Origin of the sequence: Alteripontixanthobacter muriae (assembly GCF_013336795.1) — a bacterium.
GTDB classification, from domain to species: Bacteria; Pseudomonadota; Alphaproteobacteria; order Sphingomonadales; family Sphingomonadaceae; genus Pseudopontixanthobacter; species Pseudopontixanthobacter muriae.
Genome location: NZ_JAAFZT010000020.1, coordinates 1 through 18523 on the forward strand (window position 1 = coordinate 1; position 18523 = coordinate 18523).

Consider the following 18523-nt stretch of genomic DNA (forward strand, 5'->3'; position numbering starts at 1 on the left):
CAATGATCTGCTCTTCTGAAAACCTCGTTCTCTTCATCTCGTCCGTCCTTCTGTCAGGGCCGGACTCTAATCCAACTTGGAGGAAAATCAGGGGGTCACGTCACTCGGGATCGTTCCTCCCGGCCCATGCAACAGAAAACAAAAACGCCCCGGAAACTGATCCCCGGGGCGTATTTTTCTTATGTGACTTGTAGATCAGTCGACGATCTGCACGAGATGCGGAAGCTTTGCGATGGCTCCTCGAACTTCCGGGGTGTCCTGAAGTTCGACGGTCTTGTGCATCTTGTTAAGCCCGAGACCCACCAACGTTTCCCGCTGGTTCTTGGGCCGACGGATCGGCGAGCTGATCTGTCGGATCTTGATGGTGCTGTTCTTCGCCATATCGATTACTCCGTAACGGCGGCGGCTTCTGCTTCCGCCTCCGCTTCATTGGAACCGCCACGACCCAGCAGGTCCGCAACCTTCTTGCCGCGTCGCTGTGCAACGGACTTCGGCGAGGTTTGATTGACCAGAGCGTCGAAAGTCGCGCGGATCATGTTGTAAGGATTGGATGTGCCGACAGACTTCGTAACCACGTCGGAAACGCCCAGGCTCTCGAACACTGCGCGCATCGGACCACCGGCAATGATGCCGGTACCCGGAGGCGCAGTGCGCAGAGTAACCCTGCCCGCACCAAAATGGCCGTTGCCATCGTGGTGCAGAGTGCGCCCTTCCTTCAGCGGAACGCGAACCATCTTCTTGCGAGCAGCGGCAGTCGCCTTGGTGATCGCTTCCGGTACTTCACGGGCCTTGCCCTTGCCGAAACCGACGCGGCCTGTGCCGTCGCCAACCACGACCAAGGCAGCGAAACCGAAGCGCTTACCGCCCTTCACCGTCTTGGAGACGCGATTGATGTGCACCAGTTTCTCGATGATACCGTCATCTTCTTCCTGACGTCCGCCGCGGCGATCATCACGTCCACGGCCACGGCCACGGCCGCCATCGCGCCCACCGTCACGGCCGCCGCCGCCGCCGCGCGAATTGCGCTGGTTACGCGGCTGCGATGGATCGCCACCGGCAGGCGACTGGTTCTCGAAAGCTTCCGTAGGAGCAACAGTCGGGGTTGGCGTGGCACCGGCATTGTCGACCTGAGGCTGCGGGGTTACCGCGTGCTCGGTCTCTGCTACAGCAGGCGTGTTCGGCGCGTTTTCGGGCTTGTTTTCGTCAGCCATAATCAGAACTCCAGCCCGCCTTCACGGGCGGCATCGGCCAGCGCCTTGACGCGGCCATGGAAGAGGAAACCACCGCGGTCGAACACGACAGTCGTGACACCCGCCTTCTTTGCGGCTGCGGCAATATCCTTGCCCACCTGGCTGGCGGCTTCGACATTGGCGCCGGACTTGTCGGCACCGAGGGTCGAGGCAGCAGCAAGCGTCCGGCCTTCCGCATCGTTGATGATCTGCGCATAGATATGCTGCCCGGTCCGGTGAACCGAAAGGCGCGGACGCGTTCCGGCCCGGCTCTTCAGCGCGGTCCGCACGCGGCGGCGGCGGCGTTCGAAAAGAGAAAGTTTGGCCATCTTACTTCTTCTTCCCTTCCTTGCGGAAGATATACTCGCCGCGATATTTGATGCCCTTGCCCTTGTAAGGCTCCGGCTTGCGCCAGCTGCGGACTTCCGCAGCGAACTGCCCGACGGCCTGCTTGTCGATACCACTAATTTCGATGGTGGTCTGATCGGGCGTCTTCACTTCGACACCTTCAGGAACATCGAGATCGACATCATGGCTATAGCCGAGCTGAAGCTTGAGCTTCCGTCCCTGACCCTGAGCACGATAACCGACGCCGTTGATCTCGAGCACCTTGGTGTAGCCTTCGGTCACACCTTCGACCAGATTGGAAACGAGCGTGCGCTGCATACCCCAGAAATCACGTGCCTTGCGGCTGTCATTCGCGGGCTTGATAGAGATTTCGTCGTTTTCCACCGCATAGGCGATATCGTCGACGAGCCCCATGGAAAGAGTGCCTTTTGGCCCCTTTACCGTCAGCGTGTTGCTATCGATATTGGCAGTGACACCGTTCGGGATCGCTACCGATTTCTTGCCGATGCGGCTCATCAGAATACCTCCGCCAGCACTTCACCGCCGACGTTCTCGCCGCGTGCTTCGTTATCCGAAAGCACGCCGCGAGGCGTCGAGACGATGGTGATGCCGAGGCCGTTGCGGATCGTCGGCAGTTCCTTGCTACCCGAATACACGCGGCGGCCAGGCTTCGAAACGCGGGCGACATGCTTGATCGCAGGCTCGCCTTCGAAATATTTCAATTCGATCCGCAATGCCGGGTGCTTGCCGCTTGAATCTTCTGAATAGCCGCGAATGTAGCCTTCGCGCTGCAGAACTTCGAGGACATTGGCACGCAGCTTGGAAGCAGGCGAGAGGACAGAGTCCTTCTTCGCGCGCTGGCCGTTGCGAATGCGGGTGAGCATATCACCCAGGGGATCGGTCATAGCCATTCGTCAGATCCTCACCAGCTGGACTTGGTCACGCCCGGAATCATGCCCTTGTTGGCAAGATTTCGGAGTTCGATGCGGTTAAGCCCGAACTTACGGTAGTAGCCGCGCGGACGGCCGGTGGTGGTGCAGCGGTTGCGCACACGTGTGGGATTCGCATTGCGGGGAATTTCAGCAAGCTTCAAACGCGCGATGAGACGTTCGCCTTCCTCCAGCGAGGTGTCATCGGCAATCGCCTTCAGCTTAGCGTATTTCGCCGCATACTTCTTCACGAGCTGCTTGCGCTTCTCGTTCTTGTTTATGGAACTCAGTTTCGCCATGGACTTAAGCTCTCTCCATTAAGCGGCTCACGCCGCTTCCTTCTCTTCCGACTGTTCAGCCGGGAACGGGAAACCGAAGAGACGCAGCAACTCGCGTGCTTCTTCGTCGGTCTTCGCCGTGGTGGTAACGATGATGTCCATACCCCGGACCGTGTCGATCTTGTCGTAAGAGATCTCGGGGAAGACGATCTGCTCCTTCAGGCCCATGGCATAGTTGCCACGCCCGTCGAAGGAACGCGGATTGAGGCCGCGGAAGTCACGAATGCGCGGCATAGCTACGGTGATGAGCCGATCGAGGAACTCATACATGCGTTCCCGCCGCAAGGTAACCTTTGCACCGATTGGCATGCCTTCACGCAGCTTGAACTGCGCGATGGACTTCTTCGCCTTGGTAATCACCGGCTTCTGGCCAGCAATCAGCGCCATCTCTTCTGCTGCCGTCTGGACCTTTTTCTTGTCCTGGCTGGCTTCACCGACACCCATGTTGAGGGTGATCTTCTGCAGCTGCGGAACTTCGAGCCTGTTCTTGTAGCCGAATTTCTCGGTCATCGCCTTGACGATCTCGTCATCAAAACGCTTCTTCATGCGGGGCGTATAATCAGCCATCGATCGTCTCTCCGGATTTCACGGCTACGCGAACCTTCTTTCCGTCGCGTTCCTCAAAACGGACACGGGTCGGCTTGCCGTCCTTCGGATCGGCAACCGCAACCTTGGAAAGGTGCATCGCGGCTTCCCGGCGGTCGATACCGCCCTGCGGATTGGCCTGGTCAGGCTTGCGGTGACGCGAGATCATGTTGATCCCCTCGACAATCACCTTGCCATCCTTCGGCATGATCGTGCGAACCTTGCCGCTTTCGCCCTTGTCCTTGCCGGACAGGATGACGACAGTGTCGCCCTTCTTGATCTTAGCGGAAGCCATTAGAGCACCTCCGGAGCAAGGCTGATGATCTTCATGAAGCCACGACCACGTAATTCACGGACGACGGGGCCAAAGATGCGCGTGCCGATCGGCTCTTCGTTCTTGTTGACGAGAACCGCTGCATTGCCGTCGAAACGGATTACACTGCCGTCAGGCCGACGAACGTCCTTACGAGTGCGGACGATCACCGCGCGGTGAACGTCGCCCTTCTTGACGCGCGCGCGGGGCTGCGCTTCCTTTACGGATACGACGATCACGTCGCCGACGCTGGCCGTACGGCGCTTCGACCCGCCCAGTACCTTGATGCACTGAACGCGTTTGGCGCCGCTGTTGTCGGCAACGTCTAGATTTGACTGCATCTGGATCATCGATGCGTTTCCTTCCTAGTGGCTTGCCGGGTCGCGCCCGGCAGTTCCAAAAAATACGGTGTCGTTCCGCCGGCCCCGTTAGTTGGGGTTGGCAGCTCCGACTTCAAGGTCGGCGTCCACGGCCTGACCTTTGCTGGCCTGCACCCGGTCAATGACACGCCAGGTCTTGGTCTTCGAGATCGGCTTCGTTTCCTCGATGCGAACGGTATCGCCCATCGTGAATTCGTTACCTTCGTCGTGAGCATGGTACTTCTTGGATCGACGGATGATCTTCCCGTAGAGCGGGTGCTTCACCTTCCGTTCGACCAGCACGGTCACGGTCTTGTCAGTTTTGTCGGACGTTACCGTCCCGATCAGAATACGTTTCGGCATCAGTTTTCCTTATGCCCCCTGCGCTTCACTGGAAGCCGTAACGGAGCGTTCGGTCTGCAGCGTCTTGATCTTGGCGATCGAGCGGCGGACTTCGCGAATGCGCGCCGGGCGTTCCAGCTGGTTGGTGGCGGATTGGAAGCGCAGGTTGAACTGCTCACGCTTCAGCTCAACGAGTTCCTCGGTAAGCTGATCGTCGCTCTTGCCGCGCAAATCTTCAATCTTGCTCATTATTCGCCTCCAAGGTGCGAGGTGTCGCCGAAGCGCGCCACGACCTTCGTCTTGATCGGCAGCTTCATCGCAGCACGGCTGAAAGCCTCTGCGGCCAGCGGACCGGCCACACCGTCCAGCTCGAACAGGATGCGACCGGGTTTGACCCGTGCAGCCCAATATTCGACAGAACCCTTGCCCTTGCCCTGGCGAACTTCGGCAGGCTTCTTGGACACTGGCACATCCGGAAAGATGCGGATCCATAGGCGACCTTGGCGCTTCATGTGCCGCGTGATCGCACGACGTGCGGCTTCGATCTGGCGCGCCGTAATACGCTCAGGCTCAAGCGCCTTAAGGCCATAGGAGCCAAAATTCAGCGTCGTACCGCCGCGCGCATCGCCCTTGATTCGCCCTTTGAAGGCCTTGCGATACTTCATTTTCTTCGGTTGCAGCATTGCTTTATACCTATCTCAATGCGCCAAAATCAACGCGCGGGCCGGACGCCGGAAGTCTGGGCTTCCATCATCAGGCGATCCTGCGCGGTCGGATCGTGAGCGAGGATCTCGCCCTTGAAGATCCAGCATTTGATGCCGATGATGCCATAGGCGGTCAGTGCTTCGGCCTCGGCATAATCGATGTTTGCGCGCAGCGTGTGCAGCGGAACGCGGCCTTCCCGGTACCACTCGACACGTGCGATTTCCGCACCGCCGAGCCGGCCACTGCAGACGATTCGAATACCTTCGGCGCCAAGGCGCAGTGCGGATTGAACCGCACGCTTCATGGCACGACGGAACGCGATGCGGCGGATCAGCTGATCTGCGACACCCTGCGCCACCAACTTGGCATCAATTTCCGGCTTGCGGATCTCGACGATGTTCAGCTTGACTTCGCTGGCGGTCATCGTGGCGAGCTTACTGCGAAGCTTCTCGATGTCCGCGCCCTTCTTGCCGATGATGACACCCGGGCGAGCAGCGTAGATCGAGATCCGGCACAGCTTGGCCGGACGTTCGATCACAACCTTCGAGATAGCGGCCTGGGGCAGCGTCTCGACGATGTGCTTGCGGATCTCGATGTCTTCCTTCAGCAGCTGCGCATAGTCACGCCCCTCGGCGTACCAACGACTGTCCCAGGTACGGTTGATCTGCAGGCGCAGGCCGATCGGATTGCTTTTCTGACCCATGTATCAGGCCTCCACTTCGTCGGATACTTCGCGAACTACGACACGCAGCCGGCTGAACGGCTTGAGGATGCGGGTGCTCTTGCCGCGGCCTCGTGTGTGGAAACGCTTCATGGTGATCGACTTGCCGACACTTGCTTCGGCGACGACGAGAGAGTCGACATCCAGATCGTGATTGTTTTCCGCATTCGCGATGGCAGAAGCCAGCACCTTGGTTGCATCACGAGCCATGGCCTTCTTGGAGAAAGCGAGGATGTTGAGCGCCTCTTCAGCCTTCTTGCCGCGGATCAGTTCCGCAACCAGATTGAGCTTCTGAGCTGAACCACGAATGGTCGTGCCAACAGCCAGAGCCTCGTTCTCAGCGACGCGGCGGGGAGATTTTGCCTTGCCCATCAGCGCTTGCCCTTCTTATCGGCGGCATGACCCGGGAAGCTGCGCGTGGGCGCGAATTCACCGAGTTTGTGACCGACCATGTCCTCACTCACGGACACCGGAATGAACTTGTGGCCATTGTAGACACTGAATGTCAGGCCGACGAAATCGGGAAGGATGGTGCTGCGGCGCGACCAGGTCTTGATCGGGGCACGGCCACCAGCTTCCTGAGCATTCTGCGCCTTGCGGAGCAGGTGAAGGTCGACAAACGGACCTTTCCAGACGGAACGAGCCATGTCGCTTACCTCTTCTTCTTGGCGTGGCGCGAACGGATGATGTATTTGTCCGTCTGCTTGTTGCTGCGTGTGCGAGCACCCTTCGTGGGCTTGCCCCAAGGCGTAACCGGGTGGCGACCACCTGAGGTACGGCCTTCACCGCCGCCATGAGGGTGATCGACAGGGTTCTTGGCAACACCGCGTGTCAGAGGCTTGACGCCCATCCAGCGCTTGCGGCCGGCCTTGGCCAGGTTCTGGTTCGAATTGTCCGGATTGGACACTGCGCCGACCGTGCCCATGCAATCGCTGCGCAGGTAACGCTGCTCACCCGAGTTCAGGCGAACGATTACCATTCCGCGGTCACGGCCAACCAGCTGCACATACGCACCTGCCGATCGCGCGATCTGACCGCCCTTGCCAGGCTTCATTTCGACATTATGGCAAATCGTGCCAACCGGCATCTGACCGAGAAGCATGGCATTGCCCGGCTTCGTGTCGACCCGCTCGCCTGCGACCACGCTATCGCCAACAGCGAGACGCTGCGGAGCGATAATGTAGTTCTGTTCACCGTCTTCATACTTGATGAGAGCAATGAAAGCCGTACGGTTGGGATCGTATTCGATCCGCTCGACGGTCGCAGGCATATCCCACTTGCGCCGCTTGAAATCCACGAAGCGGTACTTCTGCTTGTGACCGCCGCCAATCCCGCGCGAGGTGACGTGACCCTTGTTGTTCCGGCCACCGGTCTTGTGCTTGCCTTCGGTAAGCGCCTTGACGGGCTTGCCCTTGTAAAGACCGGATTTGTCGACCAGAATCAAGCCGCGGCGAGCGGGGCTTGTTGGTTTGTAATTCTTGAGTGCCATGGTTCGTTCCTCCGGCCTCAGACGCCGCTGGTGACGTCGATGGAATCGCCGTCTGCCAGGGTTACGATCGCCTTCTTGGCATCCGTGCGCTTGTAGGGACGACCCTTCCAGCGCTTCGTCTTGCCCTTCTGGACTATGGTGTTCACGCCGGTGACCTTGACGCCGAACAATGCCTCGACAGCATCCTTGATCTGCGGCTTGGTCGCATCGTTGGCCACCTTGAACACAACTGCGTTATGCTCGGAAAGCAGAGTCGCCTTCTCGGTGATGTGCGGCGCGAGGACGACGTCGTAATGACGCGCATCGACTGTTTGCTGCTTAGCCATTGAAACGGGCCTCCAGCTTTTCGACAGCGTCCTTGGTCAGGACCAGCGTGTCATGGTTGAGAATGTCGTAGACATTGGCTCCAACGGCAGGAAGCACGTTCACGCCCGGCAGGTTGCCGGCCGCACGAGCGAAACCCTCGTTGACGGTCTCACCGTCGATCACGAGAACCCGCCTCCAGCCAGCCTTGCCGAACTCGGCTGCGAGCGCTTTTGTCTTCCCATCCTTGATGTCAAGGCTGTCAACAACAACTAGACCGTCCCGAGCCTTGCTCGAAAGAGCCATCTTGAGGCCGAGCTGGCGGATCTTCTTGTTCAGCGACTGCTCGAAGTCACGCTTGCGCGCACCATGAGCCTTACCGCCGCCAATGAAGATCGGAGCTTTGCGATCACCGTGACGAGCAACACCGCCACCCTTCTGCTTGCCGTATTTCTTGCCGGTACGCGCCACGTCGGACCGCTCGCGAACCGGACGCGCTGTCGCACGGCGATTTTCGAGCTGCCACGTCACCACGCGGTGCAGGATGTCAGCACGGGGCTCGACCCCGAATACGGCATCGTTCAACTCGACATCACCGGTCGCACTGCCGCCGTCGATTTTCTGGACCTTCACCTTCACGGGATCAGCCCTCCTTGTTCTCGTCCGACGCCGTATCGGCGGTGGACGGATTGTTTACAGGATCGGTATCTTCACCAGCGGCCGGCGTGTTGTCAGCAGCAGCACCCGCATTCTTCTGCGCGAGGATTGCTTCCTCTTCCGCTTGGGTCGGGCCGGTGTCGATCTCGTTGACCGCACCGCTCTCGACCATTCCTGCCTGCGCGTCTTCGCTGACGGGCAAGGTCGACTTCTTCTCGAGAACCGCACCAGGGAACGGAGCACCTTCCGGCATCGGCAGCTTCACAGCGTCACGAACCATCAGCCAGCTGTTCTTGTGACCGGGAACGGAACCCTTGACAAAAAGCAGACCGCGATCGGCGTCGGTGCGTACGATTTCAAGGTTCTGCTGCGTGCGCTGCTTGTCACCCATGTGACCAGCCATCTTCTTGTTCTTGAAGACCCGGCCCGGATCCTGACGCATACCGGTAGAACCATGCGAACGATGGCTCAGCGAAACACCGTGCGAAGCACGAAGGCCGCCGAAGTTCCAGCGCTTCATGGCACCGGCGAAACCCTTGCCCTGCGTATGACCGGTAATGTCGACCTTCTGCCCGGCAATAAAGTGATCCGCACTGATCGTAGATCCGACGGGGAGAAGACCTTCGTCATTCTCAACCCGGAATTCGGCAACCTTACGCTTCAGCGACACTTCGGCCTTGGCGAAATGCTCACGCTGCGGCTTGTTGACATTCTTCTGCTTGGCTTCACCCGAGCCAACCTGAAGGGCGAAATAGCCATCACGGTCAGCTGTGCGGTGCGACACGACCTGGCATTCCTCGAGAGCAAGAACGGTCACGGGAACGTGCCGTCCATCCTCCTGGAAGAGGCGGGTCATCCCGACTTTCTTAGCGATCACGCCTGTGCGCATCGTCAAAACTCCTAAACAGAGGCCCCTGAACCATTCAGGGGCTTGCCAGCCCATTTTGTGATGCGTCGCCCCGTCCGGGCCAGTTGCCACTTCCGCAAGGAAGTAACGAGACGGGGGACGCGGCCCGGGCGGAGCCCGGCGGTATCCCTTAGTCGTCGGCCCGCGCTAGCAGGCCAGTGGAAATCAAGCCAGCTTGATTTCTACGTTGACGCCAGCAGCCAGATCGAGCTTCATCAGCGCGTCGACAGTCTGAGCGTTCGGCTGCACGATGTCGAGCAACCGCTTGTAGGTACGAACTTCGAACTGCTCACGCGACTTCTTGTCGATGTGCGGACCGCGGTTCACGGTGAACTTCTCGATCCTCGTCGGCATCGGAATGGGACCCCGGATCAGCGCGCCGGTCCGGCGAGCGGTGTCTGCAATCTCGCCAGTCGCCTGGTCGAGAACGCGATGATCAAACGCCTTGAGGCGAATGCGAATATTCTGGGCTTCCATTTCCAACTACCGATGAGAAAGAGCAATAAGAACTTGCCCCACCCCCTCTCCTCTCGGGGAGAGAGCGGGGCAACTATTCGGAGATTTTCTGCAAAGGCGGAAACGAATCTCCGCCGTTGCAGAAGCCTATATTACTTCGTGATGTTGCTGACAACCCCAGAACCGACAGTCCGGCCACCTTCGCGGATTGCGAAGCGGAGACCTTCGTCCATCGCGATCGGGGCGATGAGCTTGACCGAAATCGTCACGTTGTCGCCAGGCATGACCATTTCAGTGCCTTCAGGAAGGATCACTTCGCCGGTCACGTCCGTCGTACGGAAGTAGAACTGCGGGCGATAGTTGGCGAAGAACGGCGTGTGACGACCACCTTCGTCCTTCGACAGCACGTAGACTTCGGCGCTGAACTCGGTGTGCGGATTGACCGAGCCGGGCTTGGCCAGAACCTGGCCACGCTCGACGTCGTCGCGACCGACACCGCGAACGAGTGCACCGATGTTGTCGCCAGCTTCACCGCGGTCGAGCAGCTTGCGGAACATTTCCACGCCGGTAACGGTCGTCTTCGAGGTATCCTTGATACCTACGATTTCAACTTCGTCGCCAACATTCACGATGCCCGTTTCGACACGACCAGTCACAACCGTACCACGACCCGAGATCGAGAACACGTCTTCGATCGGCATCAGGAACGCCTGGTCGATCGGGCGCTCCGGCTGCGGGATGTGCTCGTCGACAGCATTCATGAGCTCGATGATCGAGTTCTTGCCGATGTTGTCGTCACGACCTTCAAGAGCGGCCAAGGCCGAACCCTTGACGATAGGGATGTTATCACCGTCGAAATCGTAGCTGGAGAGCAGTTCACGAACTTCGAGTTCTACGAGTTCGAGAATTTCTTCATCGTCAACCTGATCGACCTTGTTCAGGTACACGACCAAAGCAGGCACGCCGACCTGACGAGCAAGCAGGATGTGCTCGCGAGTCTGCGGCATCGGGCCGTCAGCAGCGTTCACGACGAGGATCGCGCCGTCCATCTGCGCCGCGCCAGTGATCATGTTCTTCACGTAGTCGGCGTGACCCGGGCAGTCGACGTGTGCGTAGTGGCGTGCACCGGTTTCGTATTCGACGTGTGCGGTCGAAATGGTGATGCCGCGCTCACGCTCTTCGGGAGCCTTGTCGATGTTTGCAAAATCGACAGCAGCACCGCCGTGCTCTTCCGCCATGACCTTGGTGATCGCGGCCGTTAGCGTCGTCTTGCCGTGGTCAACGTGACCGATGGTGCCGATGTTGCAGTGCGGCTTGTTCCGCTCAAATTTTGCCTTCGCCATGTGAATGTAACCTCTGTTGGTATGTTTGAAACTTCTATCGCGGGAGAAGGACGGCACCCGCTCAGCAGGCGCCGCCCCTAGCGTCTTGATATCCTAAACGCAAGGGCGCTTAGGCAAGCTTCTCCTTGACCTCCTGTGCCACGCTGGCGGGCACTTCGTCATAATGCGAGAACTGCATCGAATAATTTGCCCGGCCCTGCGTGAACGATCGCAGCTCGTTCACATAACCGAACATGTTGGCCAGCGGCACATGCGCCTCGACAGCCTGTGCGTTACCGCGGGTGTCAGTACCCTGGATCTGTCCGCGACGGCTGTTGAGATCGCCGATGACGTCGCCGAGATAATCATCAGGCGTCACCACCTCGACCTTCATCACCGGTTCCAGCAGCTTGATGCCCGCCTTCTGAGCCGCTTCGCGCATGGCGCCACGACCCGTGATTTCGAAGGCTACAGTGCTGGAGTCGACGTCATGGTACTTCCCGTCAATCAGCTTGATGGTGAAGTCGATGATCGGGAATCCCACCAGGAAGCCGCTCTCAGCCTGCTCACGCATGCCCTTTTCGACCGACGGAATGTATTCGCGCGGAATATTACCGCCCTTGACCTGGTCTTCGAAAATGACGCCTTGGCCACGCTCACCCGGGGTGACGATAACCTTGGCTTCGCCGAACTGACCGGAACCACCCGACTGTTTCTTATGCGTGTAGGTAACTTCGACTTCGCGGCTCAGCGATTCGCGGTAGGCCACCTGCGGCGCACCGACATTCGCTTCGACCTTGAATTCGCGCTTCATGCGATCGACGAGAATGTCGAGGTGAAGCTCGCCCATGCCCTTGATGATCGTCTGGCCCGACTCGTGATCGGTCGAAACGCGGAAGGAGGGATCCTCTGCCGCGAGACGATTGAGCGCAACGCCCATCTTCTCCTGGTCAGCCTTGGTCTTGGGCTCCACCGAAAGCTCGATCACGGGCTCGGGGAATTCCATGCGCTCAAGAATGATCGGATGCGAAGGTGCGCAAAGCGTATCGCCGGTCGTCGTTTCCTTCAGGCCAGCGATGGCCACGATGTCGCCAGCGAATGCTTCATCGATATCTTCACGGTTGTTGGAATGCATCAGCAGCATGCGGCCGATCTTTTCCTTCTTCTCCTTTACGGAGTTCAGGACACTGCCCTTGGCAAGCTGGCCAGAATAGATGCGCGTGAAGGTCAGCGATCCGACGAAGGGATCGTTCATGATCTTGAACGCCAGCGCGGAGAACGGCGCATCGTCGCTGGACGGGCGAGTCGCTTCCTCGTCGCTGTCGGGCAGAACGCCCTTGATGGCAGCAACGTCGAGCGGCGAGGGCATGTAATCGACCACGGCGTCGAGCAGCGGCTGAACGCCCTTGTTCTTGAACGCCGAGCCGCACAGAACCGGGACAAAATCGCGATTCATGGTGCCCTTGCGGATAAGGCGCTTCAGCGTCGCAGCGTCGGGGATCTGACCTTCGAGATAGGTCTCCATGACCTCATCATCCTGCTCAACGACAGTTTCGATCAGGGTTTCGCGATATTCGGCAGCCTTGTCGGCCAGTTCTTCCGGAACGTCGATGTAGGTGAATTCAGCACCGAGGCCGTCATTTTCCCAGACGATGCCCCGGTTATTGACCAGATCGACGACGCCGCGAAGATCGGATTCTGCACCGATGGGAAGATAAAGGACAAGCGGCTTCGCGCCGAGGCGGTCGATGATCGATTGCACGCAGTAGTAGAAATCAGCGCCGGTGCGGTCCAATTTATTGATGAAGCACATACGCGGAACGCCGTACTTGTCGGCCTGGCGCCAGACGGTTTCGGACTGGGGTTCGACGCCTGCGACGCCGTCGAAGACTGCTACCGCGCCGTCGAGCACGCGCAGCGAGCGTTCGACTTCGATGGTGAAGTCGACGTGGCCGGGGGTGTCGATGATGTTGATGCGGTGCTTTTCGCCCTTGCCATCTTCATTCGCCCAGAAGGTGGTGGTGGCGGCGGAGGTGATCGTGATGCCACGCTCCTGCTCCTGCTCCATCCAGTCCATCGTGGCGGCGCCGTCGTGGACTTCGCCGATCTTATAGGACTTGCCGGTGTAATAGAGGATCCGCTCCGTCGTGGTCGTCTTGCCGGCGTCGATATGCGCCATGATGCCGATATTGCGGTAGCGTTCCAGCGGATATTCGCGGGCCATGGTGATTTCCTGTGATCTTAGAGCGGATAGGGGGTGCGCCACATGCGCCCCGCCCCGATATAGTCAATGGTGTGACCGGTTAAAGACATGCCCCCGCCGGATTGTCCGGCAGGGGCCACGCTCTAGCCGGTCGGAGCCAGCACCTTACCAGCGATAATGGCTGAAGGCACGGTTGGCATCGGCCATGCGGTGCGCGTCTTCACGCTTCTTCACCGCATTGCCGCGATTGTTGGCCGCATCCATCAGTTCGCCCGACAGGCGAGCCGACATGGTGGTTTCGGGACGACCGCGCGCAGCGGTGATCAGCCAGCGGATGGCGAGCGCCTGGGCGCGTTCGGGGCGAACCTCGACCGGCACCTGGTAGGTCGCACCGCCGACGCGGCGGCTGCGCACTTCGACCTGCGGCTTGATGTTGTTCAGGGCGTCATGGAACATCTGCACCGGATCGGCCTTGGACTTGGTTTCCACCACTTCCAGCGCGCCATAGACGATGCGCTCGGCCGTGGACTTCTTCCCGTCCAGCATCAGGTTGTTCATGAATTTCGAAAGCACCAGATCCTTGAACTTGGGATCGGGCAGGATGACCCGCTTTTCGGGACGACGACGACGTGACATTCTTGAACTCCTTCGGAGTGGGCGGCTCCGGCCCTCTCCCCCTCCCAGCCACCCGATAGGATCCCATGCTGGATCGGGTGGCTGGGAGGGGGAGCGGGCCGGCACCGCGCCCGGCCATTCAGGCCGGAAAAACACAAACTCGGGCGGCGGAACGGTCCGAAGCCGGACCTTGACCGCGTCTAAACCTTACTTCGGACGCTTGGCGCCGTACTTGGAACGGCTCTGCTTGCGGTCCTTCACGCCCTGCGTGTCGAGAACGCCGCGCAGCACGTGGTAACGTACGCCCGGAAGGTCGCGCACACGGCCGCCGCGGATCAGCACCACGGAGTGTTCCTGAAGGTTATGACCTTCGCCCGGAATGTAGGAGATGACTTCGCGCTGGTTGGTCAGACGCACCTTGGCCACCTTGCGAAGCGCCGAGTTCGGCTTCTTCGGCGTGGTGGTGTAGACGCGGGTGCAAACGCCGCGCTTCTGCGGGTTCTGTTCCATTGCAGGGACCTTGGACTTGGCCTTCTGCGGAACGCGGCCCTTGCGGACCAGCTGGTTGATTGTCGGCATAAATTCTCTTCACCTGATTTTCTGCGCTGACGAAAGTGTCAGCGCAGGGCGCCCCTTCCGGGCGGAAAACCGGTGCCCACTTTTCCTGAAGGGGCGCGGTTCCCGGCCATCGGGGCTGGCGGCCTTTGTGTCGTTCGGGTGATGCGGAGGGATCGGGCAAAAGCCGCACGCGGCGCATTTCTGCGCCGGAAGCGGTCTGTTCGCACGAGCCTGAAACGCTCCACCACGAATGGCCCAAAGCCACCGGGTTACTCTGACGGCTGCCCGAGGGAGGCGAATGCCACCCCAATAGAAAAGAGCCAAGCCGCATCGAGCAGCAGGCCCCCGGACATGACCGGCAATGTTCAGCTCTATCTGACCGAAGCAGCGCCGGTTGAAAGCGCCGAGTCTCGGATGGAGGGCCGTTTATGTTGGATTTGGCTGTGGGTCAAGGGTGTGGGGATACCTGCCAGCAGAGGCTTGCGCTGTGGTCATCCTGCAATAGTAAAGTGGAAGGAGCGAAAAGATGACCTTTGAAAATTTGTTGCTATCTCGATTAACGGTTAATCCCGCGAATGATCGGCACGGCGAGATGCGTGATGAAAGTGCTGCGATTGACGAGCTATTTCGCTTGCACGAACCTAGAATGAAAACGCTTGCGACAGACATCGTTGCCGAAGGACGAGTGTTCGATCCGCCGCTCGTAATGCTTCACGACGATAAGTATCTCGTCTTTGATGGCAACCGACGGGTCACCTGCATGAAGCTTCTTGGTGACCCAGAAAAAGCGCCCACTACTGAACTAAAAGATTTTTTCCGGCAGCAGCGCACAGATTGGCCGGGCAGGTTCCCGGCTCGACTCCAATGCCAAGTCGAGAGTGATCGAGATGTTATCGACGGCATTCTATTCAGGCGCCACACCGGTTCGCAGGGCGGCGTTGGGCAGATCGGATGGGATGACCGCGCAAAAACGAACTTTGTCGAGCGGACCGGACGGGGTGCGCAGATAAGCGTCGGCGCAGCGATCGAGAGTCAACTCCGTGCAGAAAATCTAATGCCGAGCGAACGAATCCCGTGGTCAACTTTAACAAGGCTTCTTTCTTCTGAGCATTTTAGAGGACGCGTTGGAGTTTCCACGGCCGGAAACAAGTTCCGCTTCACTCACGAAAAGCAGTCGGTCTTGTCCGCACTTCAAAAAATCACCAGCGATTTGGCCAGCGGGCAACTCACGTTGGGAAACCTATGGAATAACGAAGGCAAACGCCGCTACCTCGACGAACTCGAAGCCGCAGGTCTCTTGCCTACCGAAAGAGATCGGCTGCCTGAGGCGCCTCCGACGCGAAAGGCTGCGAAAAGCAAACACAAGCCCGGCCCCTCGCCCCGAGTTGCAAGCGCGTCTAAAACACTCATTCCATTGGGAACTGCAATGCCGCAGTGGACCTCTCGCCAGCAACGCGTGGCTCGGATCTGGACCGAACTGGGTAGCCTGCCTTTGAATCTATTTCCGAATGCTTGTGCGGCACTCCTCAGAATGTTGGTGGAGCTATCCGTCGAAGGTTACATGCAAGAACATAATCTTTCAGAAAAGCCTGATTTGTCGCGACGCGTGCGAGCAGTCGCATCCTCCCTGCACGAACGCGACCTTATTGACGAACAGTATTATCAGGAACTTGATCGTATCCGGCGCAACGACGAACTTATCTCTATAGCGAGCATGCACAGACTTCTGCATTCTCCTGATTTTGCGCCGATGGAGCAGGAATTCAGGACATACTGGACGCGACTTGGTCGTTTTATATCTTTAGCGCTCTCTCATTGATCTCCTTCAATCCTTAAACCCGGTCCGCGACCAGCGGACCGCAAGGCCGAACGGCCGCCCGAGCTTATGCGAGGAAGCCAAGGGGCGCGGATGCGCCCCGCCCGGCGTTTGAGGGGTCGCGAAGCGACACAAAACAAAAACTCCCGCCCGTTCCTTGGTCCGACTTACTTGAGATTGCGCCGAGAAACTTGGTGCGAGTCGTTGAAATTGCTCCAGGAACCTTGGTCCGAGCCATGCAGGTTGCGCCAAGAACCTTGGTGCCACACACGAAGGCCGCGCCAAGACGCTTGGTGCCGCCCACTCAGGTCGCGCCAAGATGGGAGGAGTCTTTTGTTGGCCCCTTCGGGGCGCCCTCAGACGCCGGGCGCGGGCCATTCGGCCCGCTTGGCTTCGCGCTAACCGCGCGGCGCGCGTTCGCGCTTTGGCTGCCGCGACCAAGGTTCGGGTGCGGGTCAGCGGCGTCGTTCTCACTTTCCATTTTCCTACTTGCCCATCTTCTGCAATCTGGGCGGGGTTATGGCAGACCCTCGTGACCAGCGCCGCCCTCCCCTTGTTCCCTCCCGCTCCACGCGGGCCATTCCGGCTCAGGGGACTTCCGCTACCGCCTTTCCCGGCCAATTGCCGGAGGATGACGATCCGCTGCTCGGCTTCGCGCCTTACCTCCACCCCTTCCCGCGTTCCAATTCGATCACGCCCGATCTGCAGCGGCGCTTTGTCGCTACTCTGGCGGCGACGGGGATCGTGAAGCAGGCGGCGCGTTCCATCGGGAAATCGCTGGAGGCGCTTTACAAGCTGCGGGCGCGGAAGGGGGCGGAGGGGTTTTCCTCTGCCTGGGACGCGGCGCTGGAGCGCGGGGTGCAGCGGCTGGAGGATTGCGCGCTCGAACGCGCGCTCGGCGGGGAGGAGCGGCCCATCGTCTCGGGCGGGAAGCTGCTCGGCACATGGGTGCGGCATGACAATGCGCTGCTGCGGTTCCTGCTGCAGCACCGCATGCCCGAACGCTATGGCATTCAGAACCTGCGGCCCGGCCATCCCGTCTACGAGAGCATCCGCGCCGAGGTGCTGGCGCAGCACGCCGCCGACAGCTTGCAGGACGAGGACGCGATCTTCGCCAGCATCGATGCCAAGCTGGACGCGATGATCGCGCGGGAGCAGGCGATGAAGGCGTTGATATCCGACGATGGTGCGCCGGAAGATTACGGGGCGATCATTCCGCCGTCAGAAACGCCGCCAGCGCCTTGACCTTCTTCTGTCGCCATTGCGGTGGCGGGGCCATTAGCCAATAGGCGCGGCGCCCTTCGTCCGGGCCTTCCAGCACATTGAGGCGGCCGTCTGCCAGCGCATCCTCCACCAGCAGCATCGGCAGCATCGTCTTGCCAAGGCCCGCGAGTACGGAACTGAGCGCCTGGCCCGCATTGCCGGCCTGCACCCGCGCCTCGGCGCTGTCGCTGCCCGACGGACCAGGCGCGCCGGGCCAGCTGATCCATTCGTCGGGTGCGTCCTTCGCCGCGACCACCACGCGGCGGGCGGGTGCGAGTTGCACGCCCTCCAGATCGCCCGGCCCGTCGGCAAGGCGGATGGCGACGTCCAGATTGGCCTCGGTGAAATCCGCATTCTCGTCCGCCACGAGCTGGAAGGTTATGTCGGGATGTTCGCGGCGGAACGCGGCGAGGCGGTGGCTGAGCCACTGGGCGTAGAATTCGCGCGGCGCGGCGATGGTGTAGCGGTCGCTCGCCTGCCCGGCCTGCATGGCCTGCACGCTTTCCTCGAAACGGAGGAACCCTTCGCGCAACGGGTCGAGGCCGGCACTGCCTTCCTTGGTCAGTTCCAGCCCCTTGCTGGTGCGGCGGAATAGCACGGTACCGAGGTGATCCTCCAGCGCGCGGATCTGCTGGCCCACGGCGGCGGGGGTGACGGCCAGTTCGTCCGCCGCGCGGGTGAAGCTGAGGTGGCGGGCCGCGGCGTCGAATACGCGCAGGGCATTGAGGGGGAGATGGGTGCGCTTCATGGCAATGCGCCCTAGCGTGCGGTGGCGGGCGCCGCGAGGGGGAAATGCGGGATCGCCACCTCGATCAGGCTGCCGTCCTCGCGGTGGAAGGTGTAATGCCCCTCCATCGACCCGTGCGGCGTGGGCAACGGGCAGCCGGAGACGTAATCATGCGTGTCGCCGGGCTGGAGGACCGGCTGTTCGCCCACCACGCCGTCGCCATCGACCAGGCTGACGAGGCCGCGCCCGTCGGTGATGCGCCAGTGGCGGGTCATCAGTTGCACCCGTTCGTGGCTGCCGTTCTCGATGCGGATATGATAGGCCCAGAACCACTTCCC

The 18523-nt window shown here is 60.1% G+C and carries 28 protein-coding genes; 2 read left to right on the forward strand and 26 right to left on the reverse strand.

What is annotated here, in order from left to right; genetic code table 11:
• Positions 1-195: 195 nt before the first annotated feature.
• From rpmD to rpsL, 24 genes are all read right to left on the reverse strand, one after another.
• On the reverse strand, positions 196-381 hold the full coding sequence (gene rpmD / locus G7A66_RS06195; RefSeq protein ID WP_174294839.1) for a 50S ribosomal protein L30: 186 nt from the start codon (positions 379-381) through the stop codon (positions 196-198).
• A gap of 5 nt (positions 382-386) precedes the next feature.
• Positions 387-1214 (reverse strand): 30S ribosomal protein S5, encoded by an 828-nt coding sequence (gene rpsE / locus G7A66_RS14160; RefSeq protein ID WP_332310510.1) that lies wholly within the window; start codon positions 1212-1214, stop codon positions 387-389.
• A complete protein-coding gene (rplR, locus tag G7A66_RS06205; RefSeq protein WP_174294840.1) occupies positions 1214-1558 on the reverse strand; it encodes a 50S ribosomal protein L18 in 345 nt (114 codons plus the stop codon). Before rplR ends, rpsE begins: the two co-directional genes overlap by 1 nt.
• A gap of 1 nt (position 1559) precedes the next feature.
• Positions 1560-2093, reverse strand: a complete 534-nt coding sequence (gene rplF / locus G7A66_RS06210) for a 50S ribosomal protein L6 (RefSeq protein WP_174294841.1) — start codon at positions 2091-2093, stop codon at positions 1560-1562.
• Positions 2093-2488, reverse strand: coding sequence for a 30S ribosomal protein S8 (gene rpsH, locus G7A66_RS06215; RefSeq protein ID WP_174294842.1), 396 nt, complete (start codon positions 2486-2488; stop codon positions 2093-2095). Before rpsH ends, rplF begins: the two co-directional genes overlap by 1 nt.
• An 11-nt stretch (positions 2489-2499) precedes the next feature.
• Positions 2500-2805 carry a 30S ribosomal protein S14 gene (gene rpsN, locus G7A66_RS06220; RefSeq protein ID WP_174294843.1) on the reverse strand — a complete coding sequence of 102 codons (306 nt, stop codon included), beginning with the start codon at positions 2803-2805 and terminating at the stop codon, positions 2500-2502.
• Positions 2806-2832: 27 nt separating this feature from the next.
• Entirely contained in the window at positions 2833-3411 is a 579-nt protein-coding gene (gene rplE, locus G7A66_RS06225; protein WP_170004516.1) for a 50S ribosomal protein L5, read from the reverse strand.
• Positions 3404-3724 carry a 50S ribosomal protein L24 gene (rplX, locus tag G7A66_RS06230; RefSeq protein ID WP_174294844.1) on the reverse strand — a complete coding sequence of 107 codons (321 nt, stop codon included), beginning with the start codon at positions 3722-3724 and terminating at the stop codon, positions 3404-3406. Before rplX ends, rplE begins: the two co-directional genes overlap by 8 nt.
• Entirely contained in the window at positions 3724-4092 is a 369-nt protein-coding gene (gene rplN / locus G7A66_RS06235) for a 50S ribosomal protein L14 (protein WP_170004512.1), read from the reverse strand. The genes rplX and rplN overlap by 1 nt, the downstream gene beginning before the upstream one ends.
• A 78-nt stretch (positions 4093-4170) precedes the next feature.
• Entirely contained in the window at positions 4171-4464 is a 294-nt protein-coding gene (gene rpsQ / locus G7A66_RS06240; RefSeq protein WP_174294845.1) for a 30S ribosomal protein S17, read from the reverse strand.
• A 9-nt stretch (positions 4465-4473) separates the two neighbouring features.
• Positions 4474-4692, reverse strand: a complete 219-nt coding sequence (rpmC, locus tag G7A66_RS06245; protein ID WP_174294846.1) for a 50S ribosomal protein L29 — start codon at positions 4690-4692, stop codon at positions 4474-4476.
• Entirely contained in the window at positions 4692-5126 is a 435-nt protein-coding gene (rplP, locus tag G7A66_RS06250) for a 50S ribosomal protein L16 (RefSeq protein ID WP_170004508.1), read from the reverse strand. The genes rpmC and rplP overlap by 1 nt, the downstream gene beginning before the upstream one ends.
• 29 nt (positions 5127-5155) lie before the next feature.
• Positions 5156-5851 (reverse strand): 30S ribosomal protein S3, encoded by a 696-nt coding sequence (gene rpsC / locus G7A66_RS06255; protein WP_174294847.1) that lies wholly within the window; start codon positions 5849-5851, stop codon positions 5156-5158.
• 3 nt (positions 5852-5854) lie between these two features.
• Positions 5855-6241, reverse strand: a complete 387-nt coding sequence (gene rplV / locus G7A66_RS06260; protein ID WP_174294848.1) for a 50S ribosomal protein L22 — start codon at positions 6239-6241, stop codon at positions 5855-5857.
• A complete protein-coding gene (gene rpsS / locus G7A66_RS06265) occupies positions 6241-6516 on the reverse strand; it encodes a 30S ribosomal protein S19 (protein WP_170004502.1) in 276 nt (91 codons plus the stop codon). The genes rplV and rpsS overlap by 1 nt, the downstream gene beginning before the upstream one ends.
• 5 nt (positions 6517-6521) lie before the next feature.
• On the reverse strand, positions 6522-7358 hold the full coding sequence (gene rplB / locus G7A66_RS06270) for a 50S ribosomal protein L2 (RefSeq protein WP_174294849.1): 837 nt from the start codon (positions 7356-7358) through the stop codon (positions 6522-6524).
• A gap of 17 nt (positions 7359-7375) precedes the next feature.
• On the reverse strand, positions 7376-7684 hold the full coding sequence (locus G7A66_RS06275; RefSeq protein ID WP_170004498.1) for a 50S ribosomal protein L23: 309 nt from the start codon (positions 7682-7684) through the stop codon (positions 7376-7378).
• The gene (rplD, locus tag G7A66_RS06280) at positions 7677-8300 is read right to left on the reverse strand and encodes a 50S ribosomal protein L4 (protein ID WP_174294850.1); all 624 of its coding nucleotides are present in this window, start codon (positions 8298-8300) and stop codon (positions 7677-7679) included. Before rplD ends, G7A66_RS06275 begins: the two co-directional genes overlap by 8 nt.
• 4 nt (positions 8301-8304) lie before the next feature.
• Positions 8305-9207, reverse strand: coding sequence for a 50S ribosomal protein L3 (rplC, locus tag G7A66_RS06285; RefSeq protein ID WP_174294851.1), 903 nt, complete (start codon positions 9205-9207; stop codon positions 8305-8307).
• 183 nt (positions 9208-9390) lie between these two features.
• On the reverse strand, positions 9391-9702 hold the full coding sequence (rpsJ, locus tag G7A66_RS06290; RefSeq protein ID WP_006831877.1) for a 30S ribosomal protein S10: 312 nt from the start codon (positions 9700-9702) through the stop codon (positions 9391-9393).
• A gap of 131 nt (positions 9703-9833) precedes the next feature.
• Positions 9834-11024, reverse strand: a complete 1191-nt coding sequence (gene tuf / locus G7A66_RS06295) for an elongation factor Tu (protein WP_170004492.1) — start codon at positions 11022-11024, stop codon at positions 9834-9836.
• A gap of 109 nt (positions 11025-11133) precedes the next feature.
• Positions 11134-13227: an elongation factor G gene (gene fusA / locus G7A66_RS06300; protein WP_174294852.1), complete on the reverse strand. Its 2094-nt coding sequence runs from the start codon at positions 13225-13227 to the stop codon at positions 11134-11136.
• A 144-nt stretch (positions 13228-13371) separates the two neighbouring features.
• Positions 13372-13842 (reverse strand): 30S ribosomal protein S7, encoded by a 471-nt coding sequence (gene rpsG, locus G7A66_RS06305; protein WP_170004488.1) that lies wholly within the window; start codon positions 13840-13842, stop codon positions 13372-13374.
• 186 nt (positions 13843-14028) lie between these two features.
• Positions 14029-14400 (reverse strand): 30S ribosomal protein S12, encoded by a 372-nt coding sequence (gene rpsL / locus G7A66_RS06310; protein WP_006831873.1) that lies wholly within the window; start codon positions 14398-14400, stop codon positions 14029-14031.
• Positions 14401-14905: 505 nt separating this feature from the next.
• On the opposite strand from rpsL, the gene G7A66_RS06315 reads away from it, so the two are divergent.
• Positions 14906-16198, forward strand: a complete 1293-nt coding sequence (locus tag G7A66_RS06315) for a ParB N-terminal domain-containing protein (RefSeq protein ID WP_174294853.1) — start codon at positions 14906-14908, stop codon at positions 16196-16198.
• Positions 16199-16714: 516 nt separating this feature from the next.
• Entirely contained in the window at positions 16715-17440 is a 726-nt protein-coding gene (locus tag G7A66_RS06320) for a hypothetical protein (protein WP_232366692.1), read from the forward strand.
• Here the strand turns inward: G7A66_RS06320 and G7A66_RS06325 are convergent.
• Positions 17406-18206 carry a LysR substrate-binding domain-containing protein gene (locus G7A66_RS06325; protein WP_174294854.1) on the reverse strand — a complete coding sequence of 267 codons (801 nt, stop codon included), beginning with the start codon at positions 18204-18206 and terminating at the stop codon, positions 17406-17408. The genes G7A66_RS06320 and G7A66_RS06325 overlap by 35 nt on opposite strands.
• Before the next feature lie 11 nt (positions 18207-18217).
• On the reverse strand, positions 18218-18523 hold a 306-nt coding region (gene apaG / locus G7A66_RS06330; RefSeq protein WP_174294855.1), incomplete at its 5' end, for a Co2+/Mg2+ efflux protein ApaG.